Source organism: Lacticaseibacillus huelsenbergensis, assembly GCF_029726355.1.
Lineage (GTDB): Bacteria > Bacillota > Bacilli > Lactobacillales > Lactobacillaceae > Lacticaseibacillus > Lacticaseibacillus casei.
Map to the genome: position 1 here is coordinate 675858 of NZ_CP120687.1, position 15362 is coordinate 691219.

Sequence of the window (15362 nt, forward strand, 5' to 3'; positions counted from 1 at the left end):
AACCGCGATCAATGTTTTACTTCTTCTTAGGGCGCTTTGCACCATACTTGGAGCGACCTTGCATCCGGCCGTCAACACCGGCAGTATCAAGCGCACCACGAACAATGTGATAACGAACCCCTGGCAAGTCCTTAACACGGCCGCCACGGATCAAGACAACACTATGTTCCTGCAGGTTGTGACCAATCCCCGGAATATAAGCTGTCACTTCGATCAAGTTGGACAGACGAACACGGGCATATTTCCGCAAAGCAGAGTTAGGTTTCTTAGGTGTCATCGTGCCGACACGTGTAGCAACCCCACGTTTTTGCGGTGCTGGATTACTGGTAAGGCTCTTCTTCTTGCTGTTGTAACCGAAGTTCAACGCAGGAGAGTCTGACTTGGTTGTTTTGGATTTACGACCTTGGCGAACTAATTGATTAATAGTAGGCATTAAGCTTCTCCTTCCTTATTTTGCATCATTTTTAAGTCCACACATCCAGGCGGTTCATTTTTTCTGATAAAAAAATGGCCAACCGAACGGCGACGGCTCTTAACCCAGTCAGCACGTCCGGATAACCCGAATAAACTGGAAAAAAGCACCTTTGATAGTGTACTATCCTGTACGCATCAGTGTCAAGCGTAACCTGAACTAGATCAGGTTAACTAACAACTCCTAATCATAACAAAATTGTTCTACAAAGCAAGCACCTTGACTCAGAGCAAGAGCGTGAGCTGGCGTGTAAGTGGCCTTGGGCGTGATGGGCCTGGGCTTAGGCCATCGCGCCCGAGGTCCTTACACGCAAATTTCTGCGCCAGTGAGCGCGTTTCAGCACAAAAATAGCCCCACAAGGCAAGCCCTCATCAGAGCTTACTTCGCGGAACTATTTTTCAATCTGATACTAACTGACTAGCATCTCACCCATTACGACTGCTTACGCCGCCGCAAAATGACCGTGCTGCCGGCAATGATAAGAATCACAACGCCTGCAAGGATCAACGTCATGGCGTCCCGATCGCCAAAGCTGCCAAAGAGCAGTCGTCGTGACGGTTGTTCGTGCCGAACATTGTTGCTGTGAGCACTCGGGCTGCTTGGGGTACTTGGCGTGCTTGGGGTACTTGGGGTACTTGGCGTGCTTGGCGTGCCACTCGGGTTAGTCGCACCACCGTTGTTTCCGCCATTGCCGCCTGTATCCGGCAACGTTTTGTGCGGTTGATCGGCGATGGTCATTCGGACGGCATCACCGCTCTTAATTTCAACAGCGACCGGCTTCGCATAATCCGAATTAATCGTATAACCACTCGGTGCTTTGATTTCAGTGAGCCAATAACGACCCAACTTCAAATTGTCAAAGGTTGCTAAGCCTTTTGCGTCAGTCGTGATTTCTTTGCTGTAGCCTTGATCGTTGGTCAACCGGAAGACTGCGCCGGCCAATACTTTCTGCTGATCGGCCGCGTCTACCTTCTTGATGATAAGCGAATTAATCTGATAATTGGCAACCTGAACGGTAATCGGTTGCTGCTTATTTTGGGTAGCTAAGGCACTGGCTGTCTGGGTCAGACTGGTTTGTTCAACCTTGAAGCGGATCTTATCGGTGGTCAATGCATACTTCGGCAAGGTCTTCGTCTCTTCAAAGTAATAATCACCGATTGGCAAGTTAAATGGCAAATCAATCTGCCCATTCTTGTCGGTTACCAGATCCTTGGCCAGGATATTCCCGCTGCTACCGTATAAGTTGAAGGTAATGCCGGCTAGTCGATTACCAAAATCGCCATCGGTCTTTTGCAACTGAACAGTACGCTTGAATTCAGGCTCAATGATCGGATCCAGGTCGATCTTTTGGTCGCCCTTCACATTCACATCAATCCCCTTAGCCAAGTTGTCCGGAATGACATACCCGCGTGGCGCTTGGGTTTCAACCAGTTGATACTTGCCTTCGTAAAGATCGTGATCGTTGAAGGTCACAATGCCGTTCTGGTTGGTAATCGTTGCCTTCCATGACCGGCTGTTATCAACTGTACCGTCATCGCGATAACGATAAAGCGCAAACTGAGCGCCAATCATCGTCATTTTGGCTGGGAAGCGGTCATCATGCGTGGTGGCTGCTTTCTTGGTAATAACGACTTGACCGGCCTTCTTCTGGTTAGTGGCCGTTAACTTAAGCTGGGCCTGATTGGCTGTCAACGTGAAATCGACGCTGCCAGCTTCTAGGCTTTGCTGCCACGACTGTTTAGCGGTACCGTTTGTGTCACGAGCTTGATCAGTCGCATCGCCTTCGTAGTGCTTAGGCGCTTGGGTTTCAACCAGACGATAAGCGTTATCCGGCTTCAAGCCTTCAATCGCATACTGACCGGCTTTAAGGGGCGTATCAAAGCTGCTTGCGGCACCAAAAGTCAACTGCCCGTCCGCATCTGTCTTCATGTCGGCTTTCAGCGTCTTGCCGGTAACTTCATCGACAAGTTTGTACGTTGCGCCTGGCAACAGATACTTCTTAAGCGTGGCGGCATCGTCAGTCTTCTTAACCCGGTTATCGTACTTGGTTAAGGTGACTTGATATGGATCGTCGGCGATTTCCTTGTTGACCGTGATTGGGGTCGGCGTTATCGCAGAGGATAAGGTGATCGAATGAACTGTTGTATCCAACCGATAACCAGACGGCGCTTTGATTTCAGTCAAGGCGTAGTTACCCAGCAGGAGATCACCGAATGAGGCAACCCCATTTTCATCTGTGGTAGCAGTCTTGCTGTATCCAGTACTATTGGTGAGGCGGAAGACAGCACCCGGTAATGCATGTTTCGTATAGGTGCTATCAACCTTTGTCACGTTCAAGGTTTTAATCTGATAGTTGGTGACATTGACAGCAATTGGCTTCTGCTTATTTTCTGTTGCTAAAGCAGTCGCCGTTTGCGTCAAATCTGTCTGATCCACCTTAAACGAATGCTTGTCCACATTTAATCTGTAGGGTGGCAGCGTCTTGGTTTCTTTAAAGTAATATGCGCCTGCTGGCAAATCGAACGGCAATTTAACTTGGCCATTCTTATCCGTCACCAGATTGTTAGCCAACTCAGTTCCGTCACTGCGATAAAGTGCATAGGTAATACCAGCAATTGGATTGCCAAAATTAGCATCGGTTTTCTCTAACTGTACCGTCCGGCGATAAAGTGGTTCGGTAATCGCTGGCAGAGCCAACGACTGATCACCAGTAATATGAACGTCAATCCCTTGGGCTAACTCATCTGGAATGACGTACCCACGTGGTGCTTGGGTTTCAACCAGTTGATACTTGCCTTCATAAAGATCGTGATCGTTGAAAGTCACAATGCCGTTCTGGTTGGTAATCGTCGCTGTCCATGCTTGATCGTGATCAACTTGGCCATCTTCGCCATAACGATAAAGCTTAAACTGAGCTCCGGTCATTGGCTGACGGTCTGGGAAGTGATCATCTTTAATCGTCTCAGCTTGTTTTTTGATCGTTAACTGACCCGGCTTCTTCTGATTAGTTGCCGTTAAGGATAACCGCGTCTGATCAGTCTTAATTGTAAAATCAAGACTCCCGGCTTTTAAGCTATCTTCCCACAACTGCCGGTCAGTGCCACTTGTCACATCTGCTTGATCCTTGGCATCGCCGCGATAGTGGTCAGGTGCTTCGGTTTCAACCAGCCGATAAGAGTTATCCGTCTTCAAGCCTTCAATCGCATATTCTCCAGCTTTAAGCGGCGTATCAAAGCTGCTTGCGGTACCAAAGGTCAACTGTCCGTCAGAATTCGTCTTCATGTCGGCTTTTAGCGTCTTGCCGGTGACTTCATCGACAAGCTTGTACGTTGTGCCTGGTAGTAGATACTTCTTAAGCGTAGCGGCATCATCGGTCTTCTTAACTCGGTTATCGTACTTGGTTAAGGTAACTTGATACGGGTCGTCGGCGATTTCCTTATTCACTTTAATTGGCGTCGGCGTTACCGCAGAAGATAAGGTGATCGGATGAACTGTTGTATCCAACCGATAACCAGACGGGGCCTTGATTTCCGTTAAATCGTAATTGCCTAATAGCAAGTCGCCAAATGAGGCAACGCCGTTTTCATCCGTGGTGACATCTCGACTGTAACCGGTGCTGTTCGTGAGTCGGAAAACCGCTCCCGGCAGCACATGTTTGGTATAGTTACGGTCAACTTTTGTCACGTTCAGGGTCTTAATCTGATAGTTAGTAACATTGACGGCAATTGGCTTCTGCTCATTTTCTGTCGCTAACGCATTTGCCGTCTGCGTCAAATCGGCCTGTTCGACCTTAAAAGCATGTTTATCCGTGTTGGGTCTGTAAGGCGGTAGTGTCTTGGTTTCTTTAAAGTAATATGAACCTGCTGGCAAACTAAATGGTAAATGAACCTGTCCCTTGCTGTCTGTCACCAGATCCTTGGCAAGCTCGGTACCGTCTTCTTGATAAAGTGCGTAGGTAATACCGGCAATTGGATTGCCAAAATTACCGTCCGTCTTTTCCAACATCACCGTCCGCCGATAAACCGGTTCGGTAATTGTTGGGAACGTCAGTGTTTGATCACCGGTGATATTGACATCGACGCCTTTGGCCAAAGCATTCGGAATGACGTAACCTTCGGGCGCTTTAGTCTCAACCAACTGGTACTTACCTTCATACAAGTCATTGTCCTTGAAAGTAAGTGCACCATCGTTATTAGCGATCGTCTCTGTCCACGATTTATCGTGATCAACTTGGCCGTCCTCACCATAACGATAAAGCTTAAATTGAGCTCCGGTCATTGGCTGGCGATCTGGAAAATGATCGTCCTTGATCGTTTCAGCTTGTTTCTTGATCGTTAATTGACCAGGCTTCTTTTGGTTAGTTGCGGTTAAGGATAACTGCGTCTGATCAGCCTTAATTGTAAAGTCCAGGCTCCCAGCCTTTAAGCTGTCTTCCCACAACTGCCGGCCCGCACCGCTTGTCAGGTTTGCTTGATCTTTGGCATCACCACGATAATGTTCAGGTGCCTCAGTTTCAACCAGACGGTATGCGTTATCCGGCTTCAAGCCTTCAATCGCATACTCTCCGGCTTTAAGCGGCGTATCAAAACTACTTGCGGCACCAAAGGTCAATTGACCGTCCGCGTTCGTCTTCATGTCGGCTTTCAGCGTCTTGCCAGTGACTTCATCGACAAGTTTATACGTTGCGCCTGGCAACAGATACTTCTTAAGCGTGGCGGCATCGTCGGTCTTTTTAACGCGGTTATCGTACTTGGTTAAGGTAACTTGATATGGATCATCAGCGATTTCCTTGTTGACCGTGATCGCACTAGGCGTGGCCGCGGATGCCAACGTAATCGGATAAATCGTGGTATCAAGTCGGTAGCCTGCTGGTGCTTTTACTTCAGTCAGTGAATAGTGACCCAACAGCAAATCGCCAAATGAGGCAACGCCATTTTCATCCGTAGTAACGTCTCGGCTGTAGCCAGTACTGTTCGTGAGTCGGAAGACGGCGCCCGGTAATGCGTGTTTGGCATAAGTGCGGTCAACTTTCTTCACGTTCAAGGTCTTGACTTGATAGTTCGTAACGTTCACGGTGACGGGCTTCTGCTTGTTGTCGCTGGCTAATGCGGCTGCGGTTTGCGTTTGATCCGTTTGCTTAATGGTAAACGCATGCTTATCGGTATTCAGCCGATAAGGCGGCAGCGTCTTGGTTTCCTTAAAATAATATTGTCCGGCTGGCAAGTCAAATGGTAAAGCAACCTCGCCATCCTTATTGGTGACCAGATCCTTGGCAAGTTCGGTACCGTCTTCTTGATAGAGCGCATAGGTAATCCCGGCAATCGGATTGCCAAAATTGCCATCACTCTTTTTCAAAACGACTGTGCGTCGGAAAACCGGTTCTTCAATCGTTGGATACGTCAATGTTTGATCGCCGGTGATGTTGACGTCGACGCCTTTAGCCAAGTCATTAGGAATGACATAGCCTTCAGGTGCCTTCGTCTCGATCAGCTGATACTTGCCTTCATATAAGTCATTACCAGAAAACGAAACGGTTCCGTCATTGTTCGTGACGGTTGCTTCCCATGATTTGTCATAGTCAAGCTTGCCGTCATCGCCATACCGATAAAGCTTAAAGGTCGCACCGGTCATTGGCTGGCGATCAGGAAAATGATCATCCTTAATGGTTTCTGCCTGCTTCTTGATGGCCAGTTGACCGGGCTTCTTCTGGTTGTACGCTGTGACTTGCGCGTTTGGCGTTTTGTCATCAATCGTGGCATTGACACTGCCAGCGTTGAGGCTATCAATCCAGAGTTGCTTGTCGGGCCCGCTTGTCACGGTTGCCTGATCATGCGCATCTCCCCGGTAATGGATCGGTGCTTCGCGTTCAACCAACCGGTAGTGACCGGGTTTTAGCCCTTCAAGGACATATTGCCCGGCTTTCAGATCAGGCTTGAACTTGCCATCAGTATAACTACCAGCAAAACTGGTTGCCGTACCAACCGTGATTTGACCGTCATCATTGGTCTTCAGACCGGACAGTAATTTCTGCTGGTTATCAGTGTCGATGAGGTCATAGGTTGCACCCGACAAGCGATATTGTTTGCTGTCGGCTGCTGATTGGCCTTTCGCACGATTATCATACTTTGAAAGGGTAATTTGATAAGGCTCATTTTCAACCGCTTCATTCTGAATCGCGGTGCCGGTATCAGAAGTAGCTTTCAGTCGAATTTTCTGTGGCGCTAACGGTTTGTAGCCAGCAGGCGTGTTGAGTTCTGTCAAGGTATAATCCACACCGATTGGCAAGCCTTGGAAAGTTGCGGTTGCCTTGTGTGTTTGATCATCGAGTTTGGTAGTTGCTTCAAAAGTATGGGTACCGTCACTCAACCGGAACTTGATACCTGGAATCGGTGCGCCGCTGACTTTATCTTTTTTCTCAACCACTAAGTTGGCCAGCTGCGTGATGGTCTCCCCACTTATGCCAGAGTCCCAAGATGGCAAATAGCCCTGCGTTGAGGCTGTTCGGCCGCTTTCAGGAACACCGTCGCTAGGTTGATTGGTGGTCTCATTGCCACTCCATGAAACCTTGCTGGTGTTGTAAACCCAGCCGGCATTCTTGCTGCTAGTGGCATAATACACATTGACGTGATAATTATTTAGCGGACTGCCATCCGTTTGTGTCAGATTACCAAAAGTCCGGTGGAACGTGACGGTGAATTTGTCACCGTTCAAGGCAAGATCGTAATCCTTGCCTTGTTTCAACGTGACTTCATTGGCTGATCCAACCTGCAAGGTAACCTTGAAACTAGTGGCATTGATTTCCGCACCAGTACCAGATGGATCAAGCGTATCTTCAATAACCGGATTCACCATCGGCCGGTACTTGTCTTGGATATTCTCCAGTTGAACATGCCAGTTTAGGACATTTTTCAGCTTTGAGTCCCGACTAACCGTTTTGTTAATTGGCGTCCAATAGCTCTGCGCCGACTTGGAAGCAGACGGCGTGAACTTCGGAATGTCGGTTGTTGCTTGGTTCTTGTCCGTCACAGTCGCCGTATTGGTGAAGTTAGGGTCGTTATAGCTCCACTGGTTGGCTCGCTTCGTTTCAAAGACAACCCAGACGCGGCCGTTACCGATATTAGGAAAATCAAAATCTAACTGTTGCGCTAAATCTTTATTGTCCGTCAACCAAGTATTCGGTGTGTTGGTCGGCAACAGATCTTGCTGGGCGGCGTCATCCGCCTTCAGCGCGGTTGTTGACCAGCCACTGGTGCCGTAATAAGGGTTGGTCTTAATTTCTTTGACGTCACCCGATGTGGTCGGATCGCCAGTGTTTGAAGGATCGATACCATCTGACCCGGTCACTTCATAGAACTTAATCGAATCAGGAATCAGCTCATAATTGACCCCGTCAAATCTCGGCAAAATATCTGTCAAATGCAGATGCCCATATTTGACGCCCAAGCGATTCACCAAAACGCCCCAATACTGGGTATCCGGTGTATCACTCCACGAATTCTTCAAGGCACCACTAAAAGCACCCTCTTCGGGAGTCGGCGTATTGCTGCTGGAACCGCTGGCAGTATCATGGCTGCCTGGTGGTAAATCAAAGAAGAAGAAAGCCCGGTTGTTTAAAGCCTTTTTCAATGCATCTGGGTCATTGGCAACTTGGCCCAGTTTTAACATGTCCAGTTTGGTGTGCGTGTAGATCACAATCTGGGAATCGGTGTCTGCATACTTGCCTTTAAGGGTTACGACAAACCCGCGAATGCCTTTGGTCTGGCCATCAGCATCAATCGGATTTTCCTTGTCTTTAGCGTTATACTGCTTAACTGCCGTCTGAACATCGTTATCACTTGTGCTCATCGCATAATCGGTGCCAGACTTCAGCAGCGTGCGCTTGCCATCGGGATCCTGCGCATAAACCAAAATCCCGTCATTGCTGCCATCCTGATCATCGGTTGACGCATTTTCGCCATTGATCGTGTTGATATCGGCAGCGGTTGGATCGTCGCCAAGTTTATCAACGCCATCAGGGAACAAATCAAAAATCTTGCCGTTACGCATCTCGCGGAACGTTTGGTTAGCATTGATCCGCCACATCATTTGAGCATTGTAGGTATCAATGTTCCCGGCTGTTTTGTCGATGCTATTCGGTAAACTTACCTGATAAGTCGCATTGGCATAATGGTCCTTTTGATCATTGACAATGTTGGTTAGCTTAGTCCCATTAGCCGGCGTCGTTTTCAGCTTGGTTTGGTATTGCACTTGGAATGACGCATTGTCCGGCAGCTTTGCACCGCCGAGATACGTCAACGTGAAGGTGCCATTACCTTTATCCGTCAGCTTAAAGTATTTGGCAATATTGTCTTTGGAAACCGTTGGTGATGCATTTTGATCAAAAGTAACTTGGAAGACTTTCAGCGAGCTGGTATCGAGTGACTGATTAGCATCCTGCTCGATTTTTGGCTGATTGTGATCGTCGGTTCCTCCAATTTGCTTACCAAAATGGTCGGTTAAGGTCGCACCGGCTTTCATGGTGTCCATGCTATAGTTCCAATTAATCTTCCACTTTAACGCGCGGAAGTTATTCGTAATGTCCCCGGCCTTGGTGATCGCGACCCCGGAGTTACGCATGGTCACGCTGCTGTAATCATAGCCATCATAGCTCTTAGTGCCAGTTAAATAGCGATAGCCTTCAACCAAAGCGCTACCGACTTTACCGGTATCGTCTAAAGAGCGATCAATGCTGGCTGTGTAATCGACCTGATAGCCGGTTGATTTTTTGAGACCGTCAGTCAAATAAATTTTGACCGTGCGTTTGTCATCCGATAAAACCGCATGGTAATCCCGACCAGCAACCAGTGGCTTCAATGCCTCGGAAAAGTCGCCTAAAACATTAACCGAAGCGGAAGAAACTTTGATTTTGGCCGGATCGCTGTCGCTAAACGTCAGCGACTTCGGATAAGTCGTCCCGCTACCTTGGGCAGTGACGGTCAACTCCATGTCGGCATTCTTGGAGCGCTTGGCCGGATCGCTATCCCACTTAGGCGGGTTCGTTTTATCACTTTCGGCCCCGTTCAAATTAAACTTGGCACTTCCGGAAATACCGGTTGGATTCAAGTTCTGTGGTGTGACTTTTGGCGCATTCACCACCACTGGCTTTGCGTTCGACCGAAACGTAATCGGGAACTTGGTGTCATTGTCTTTTGTATGGAAAACCAACGTCTGATTCAATGAGTCATTGGCGGTCAGTGCTTTAAAACTTGCAGTAATATTGACCCGCCATGAGCCATTATCCGTGGCCTTCAAAAGTTTGATCGTCAACTTTCCGGTTGTTTGATCAAACTGATACTCTGCAACACCGCCGTCAAAGACACCGGTACTGCTTGGCGGAAAATCAATTTGATCTTTCGGCAGCTGCGTGGTAAACGAAGCGCCTGCCGGAAACGGCGTGCTGGTTTCCGGTAACGTGAACGTTAATTCCATTTTCACGGTACTTTGTTGATTAACTTCCGTACCCAACGGCTGTCCGTTGCCGTCTTTCAATACGACCTTCGTGAAAATGTTTGGCAATGTCGTGTCAGCTTTTGCATCTGGCGTGGCACTTTTAGCCGGTTCCTGTGCACTGGCTGTCTGCGCTGCCGATGACGCCGCAGCACTACTGCTACTACTGCTGCTTGTGATCGTTGCGGATGCGCGACTCTTAAACAACAGCATCTCATTGCCCGACGCCGTGACACTAACATTCTTGGTCTGCTCAATGGCTGTATAACCTGAAGCAGACTCCGTTTCGGTAGCCGTATAATTTCCGACGGGCAGATTCGGTACAATTGTCTGGCCGTCTTTGCTAATGGCGCTGTTAGCCACAACCTGATGGGATTCATTACGAACCTCATACTTTGCGCCATTCAGCGACTTGCCTTGCTCGTCCTGGTTCTTAATCGTCAGTGTACCAGTCACTGCTTGTGTCGGATTCTCGGCGGCAAGGGTCAATGCTGGCGAAAGCAACTGCACAATCATGCCAAGAATGACGGTAAAATAAACGCTAACCTTGAACAGCCTGTGCCTGGTTTTTTTGACACCCAACTCCTTCATGATGTTCCCACTCCTCCTTCTAAAAGACTTTCATGGCAACTCCCCCGCGAAACCATTAACTTGTGAATTATGAATACATTAACTAAAACTACACCCACTGTCATTGTATAACATTGCCATAAATATTGAAGCGGTTAACAAAAATCCTCATCAAATATACATTTAATTTTTTGTGTGTTTATAGGTTTATTTTTTAAAACAAGGCACACAATCTCAAAAAGAAACAATATAATCCCTTAACTAAATATAAGTGTGCTATTTTGCTTACTTATCGTTACCGAAACGGCTTACTCACTTTCTAAAAGTTAGTGTCATTATTATTTTCTAGGTTCTTTTACTTTTTTAAGCGGAATCTACCCTATGAAGGAGGATTGTCGCTATGATTTCAGGACTAATGTTACTTAGTGTTGCGAAGTTCACCATGGACTTGACGGCAGATAACCGGTATTTCCACTGTTGCCTGGCTGTGCTTTTAGGGATGGTTGCCCAAACTTGGCTAACGTTACTGCTGAGTGTGGGTTTATTGATTTTTAGTGTGGCTGATTGGCGGGAGCGGGCGGTGTCTGCCGTTTGGTTTGGCAGCTGGTGTTTTCTGCTCCTTCTCCTGTTTCCTTGCGATTGGTTTAACGTGTGTTTGCTGGCAGCTTTGGTTGGTGGGCTCGCGGTCGTCTCACACGGGCTAGGCAGTGCCGATGTGCTCCTCATTGCCGTATTCGGTGGCATCCTGCAACTTGAAATTGCACTCATCATCACGTGCATGGCGTGCTTCAGCGCTGTCATCCACTGGTTGGTAGCCCATCCGCCATCCCTACCGTTCATCAGTCATTTAGCGGTCGGTTATGGCTGTGTGCAGCTAGCAAGTGGTTGGCTGTTTTGAGATGATGATAAGTGCCGCAAAACGTGGCCATCCATAACGCGCGAGCCGGAGCAGGAGTCTGCGTGTAAGGACCTTGGTCGCAATGGCCAAGACCGGGCCCATCACGCCCAAGGCCACTTACGCTCCGACTCCTAAGCGCGCCGGTTCACGCTCACAACAAAAAGCACGACGTAAACGCCCTTAAAGGACACTTACGCCGTGCTTGTTTGTAACTAGATTATTCGATTAGCTTGAGCAGCTAACATGATGACTACTTGTTGTCAGTATCATCCTGTTGGTCGTCTTTTTGCTGGCTGTCTTTTTCCTTCATCTGCTTTTCAATGTCAGAAATCGAATAGACACTATCGGAAACGGTACCGACACTCTTTGGTTCTTCGTGACGATACGTTGCCATCCCGGTACCAGCCGGAATGATCTTCCCGATGATGACATTTTCCTTCAAGCCAACTAACGGATCGTTCTTCCCGCGAATGGAAGCATCGGTCAGAACCCGCGTTGTTTCCTGGAAGGAAGCAGCTGACAGGAAGCTGTTGGTTTCCAAGGAAGCCTTGGTAATCCCTAACAGCACCGGACGGCCGGTAGCCGGAATGCCACCACTGATGATCGCTTGCGTGTTCTTCTCTTTGAAGTCCGCAATGTCGAGCAATGTTCCTGGCAAGATGTTTGTATCGCCCGGATCCATGACGCGGATCTTGCGTAACATCTGCCGAACCATGACTTCAACGTGCTTATCACCAATATCAACACCCTGCATACGGTAAACTTTCTGGACTTCAGAAAGCAGGTAGTTTTCGGTTGCCATCACATCGCGCACTTTGATCAACTGCTTAGGATCAATTGACCCGCCTGTCAGTCGTTCGCCGCGGTTAACATGATCGCCTTCTGCAACCGCCACACTGGATGCATAGGGTACGCTATAGGTTCGGGTATCAGTCTCACCCTTCACCGTAATTTCACGCGTATGCTCAGCCGGATTTTCATCAATAGCAGTTACTTCACCGGTTACTTCTGTGATCACAGCTTCACCTTTAGGGTTCCGTGCTTCAAAAATTTCCTGAACACGAGGCAGCCCTTGGGTAATATCTTCGCCACCGGCAACACCACCGGTATGGAAGTTACGCATGGTCAGCTGGGTACCTGGTTCACCGATTGACTGGGCAGCAACGGTTCCGACTGCTTCGCCGACTTCAACCTGTTCGCCGGTTGCCATGTTACGACCGTAGCACTTCTGGCAAACACCGTGTTTGGTATTGCAGGTGAAGACCGAACGGATGGTAACGGCTTCGACACCGGCATCCACAATCTTCTGTGCCATGTCTTCGTCCATCAAGGTATTGCGCTTAACCAGGACTTTGCCGCTCTTAGGATCAAGAACGTCTTTCATGGTAAACCGCCCGACAAGTCGATCATACAACGGCTCAATCATTTCGTTACCTTCACGGATAGCGCGAACGACCAAACCACGATCGGTGCCGCAGTCTTCTTCACGAACAATAACATCCTGTGCCACATCAACCAGCCGCCGAGTCAAGTAACCTGAGTCGGCAGTCTTCAGCGCCGTATCGGTCATCCCTTTACGAGCACCGTGAGTGGACATGAACATTTCCATAACGGTCAAACCTTCACGGAAGTTCGAGATAACCGGCACTTCCATCATCCCACCGTTAGGCGCAGCCATCAGACCACGCATACCGGCAAGCTGAGTGAAGTTCGAGATATTACCACGGGCACCGGAATCAGACATCATGGAGATTGGGTTGTTCGGGTCAAAAGAATCAACCAGCTTTTGCTGAATTTCATCTTTGGCATCGTTCCAAATCTGGATAACCCGATCATGGCGTTCATCATCGGTGATCAACCCACGCCGGAACTGCTTAGAAACAGTTGCAACCTTCTTATGGGCAGCAGCCACAATTTCCGGCTTTTCCTTCAGGTTAGTGATGTCGGAAATTCCGACAGTTAATCCGGAATTAGTTGATTGCGTGTAGCCCAATGTCTTCATGTCATCCAACAAATCACTGGTCCGCTGAACCTTATAAACCTTGAAGACCTGCGCAATGATATCGGATAAGAAGCCCTTCTTAAACGGATCGATCAAAGGTGCATCCGCGAGATAAGCGTGAATGTCTTCACCTTTATCAATGAAGTACTTATCTGGCACACCATTGACGATGTTGTCTTGCGTCGGCTCATTCAGATACGGGAAGTCTTTTGGCATAATCTCGTTAAAGATCGCCTTGCCGACACTTGTCACCATGATCTTTTGCTTCTGATCGTCAGTGAATGGTTTGTTAGTGAAGGAATTAGCTGCAACGCCAACGCGGCTGTGCAAATGAACGTAGCCATTTTGCAATGCCATCAGGATTTCGTTGGTGTCTTTGAAGACCATTCCTTCGCCTTCGCGACCCTTTTGCTCCATGGTCAGGTAATAGTTACCTAACACAACGTCCTGCGAAGGGGTAACGATTGGCTTGCCGTCTTTTGGTGCCAGAATGTGGTGTGCCGCAAGCATGAGCATACGTGCTTCAGCCATCGCTTCATCAGACAACGGCACGTGGATCGCCATTTGGTCACCGTCAAAGTCCGCGTTATACGCTTCGCAGACCAGTGGGTGCAACCGAATGGATTTCCCATCAACCAAAACAGGTTCAAACGCCTGAATACCAAGTCGATGCAACGTAGGCGCACGGTTTAAGAGTACCGGCCGTTCCTTGATAACATCTTCAAGCACATCCCAAACGTCATCATCCTGACGATCGATTTTGCGCCGGGCATTCTTGATGTTGCTTGCCATATCCCGCTTAACCAGTTCGCGCATCACGAATGGCTTAAAGAGTTCCAAAGCCATTTCACGCGGCACGCCACACTGGTAAAACTTCAACCATGGGCCGACATCGATAACGGAACGACCAGAGTAGTCAACCCGCTTACCAAGCAAGTTCTGACGGAACCGGCCTTGCTTCCCTTTCAGCATGTGTGACAGGGACTTAAGCGGACGATTGCCTGGGCCGGTAACCGGACGACCACGCCGACCATTATCGATCAAAGCATCAACCGCTTCCTGCAGCATCCGTTTTTCATTTTGAACAATGATGCTTGGTGCATTCAGGTCAAGCAGCCGCTTCAAACGATTGTTACGATTGATGACCCGCCGATACAAGTCGTTCAGATCAGACGTCGCAAACCGGCCACCTTCGAGCTGAACCATTGGCCGCAGATCCGGTGGAATAACCGGAATCGTATCCATGACCATCCAGGCCGGATCATTACCAGATTCCTTAAAGGCATCCAAAATGTCCAACCGGCGAATCGCGCGTGTCCGTTTTTGGCCTTGCGCCGACTTCAGGTCATCTTTTAATTCGGTAACTTCTTTGTCGAGATCGACATCCTGTAACAATTCCTTGATGGCTTCAGCACCCATCTTGGCATTGAAGGTTTTGCCGTATTCTTCGCGCTTTTCACGATATTCGCGTTCGGTCAGAAGTTGCTTTTTCTCCATTGGCGTATCGCCTGGATCAATCACAACGTAAGAAGCAAAATAGATAATTTCTTCAAGTGACCGTGGCGACATATCCAGTACCAGACCCATCCGACTTGGGATGCCCTTGAAGTACCAGATGTGGGTGACCGGTGCGGCTAATTCGATATGGCCCATCCGCTCACGCCGAACCTTGGAACGTGTGACTTCAACCCCACAGCGATCACAAACAATCCCCTTATAGCGGATCCGCTTGTACTTACCACAGGCACATTCCCAGTCCTTAGTCGGTCCGAAGATGCGTTCATCGAACAAGCCGTCCCGCTCAGGCTTTAAGGTTCGGTAGTTGATCGTTTCGGGCTTTTTGACTTCCCCATACGACCAGCTGCGAATCTTGTCCGGCGAGGCTAAGCCGATTTGCATACTTTCAAACTTATTGACATCAATCAAAGGGCTAA

The 15362-nt window shown here is 48.6% G+C and carries 4 protein-coding genes; 1 reads left to right on the top strand and 3 read right to left on the bottom strand.

Annotated elements, in window-relative coordinates:
• Positions 1–16: 16 nt before the first annotated feature.
• Both rpsL and LHUE1_RS03060 read right to left on the bottom strand, forming a co-directional pair.
• The gene (gene rpsL / locus LHUE1_RS03050) at positions 17–433 is read right to left on the bottom strand and encodes a 30S ribosomal protein S12 (protein ID WP_010492654.1); all 417 of its coding nucleotides are present in this window, start codon (positions 431–433) and stop codon (positions 17–19) included.
• A gap of 471 nt (positions 434–904) precedes the next feature.
• Positions 905–10549 (bottom strand): SpaA isopeptide-forming pilin-related protein, encoded by a 9645-nt coding sequence (locus LHUE1_RS03060; RefSeq protein ID WP_315861790.1) that lies wholly within the window; start codon positions 10547–10549, stop codon positions 905–907.
• Positions 10550–10928: 379 nt separating this feature from the next.
• Here LHUE1_RS03060 and LHUE1_RS03065 point away from each other — a divergent pair, with 379 nt between their 5' ends.
• Entirely contained in the window at positions 10929–11426 is a 498-nt protein-coding gene (locus LHUE1_RS03065; RefSeq protein WP_049170310.1) for a hypothetical protein, read from the top strand.
• A gap of 250 nt (positions 11427–11676) precedes the next feature.
• Here LHUE1_RS03065 and rpoC read toward each other — a convergent pair whose 3' ends face one another.
• Positions 11677–15354 carry a DNA-directed RNA polymerase subunit beta' gene (gene rpoC / locus LHUE1_RS03070; RefSeq protein ID WP_049170312.1) on the bottom strand — a complete coding sequence of 1226 codons (3678 nt, stop codon included), beginning with the start codon at positions 15352–15354 and terminating at the stop codon, positions 11677–11679.
• Between the last annotated feature and the right edge of the window lie 8 nt (positions 15355–15362).

Excerpts from the sequence above, each read along its gene's own strand:
- rpsL (WP_010492654.1), bottom strand. The coding sequence starts at position 433 with ATGCCTACTATTAATCAATTAGTTCGCCAAGGTCGTAAATCCAAAACA.
- LHUE1_RS03060 (WP_315861790.1), bottom strand. The coding sequence starts at position 10,549 with ATGAAGGAGTTGGGTGTCAAAAAAACCAGGCACAGGCTGTTCAAGGTT.
- LHUE1_RS03065 (WP_049170310.1), top strand. The coding sequence starts at position 10,929 with ATGATTTCAGGACTAATGTTACTTAGTGTTGCGAAGTTCACCATGGAC.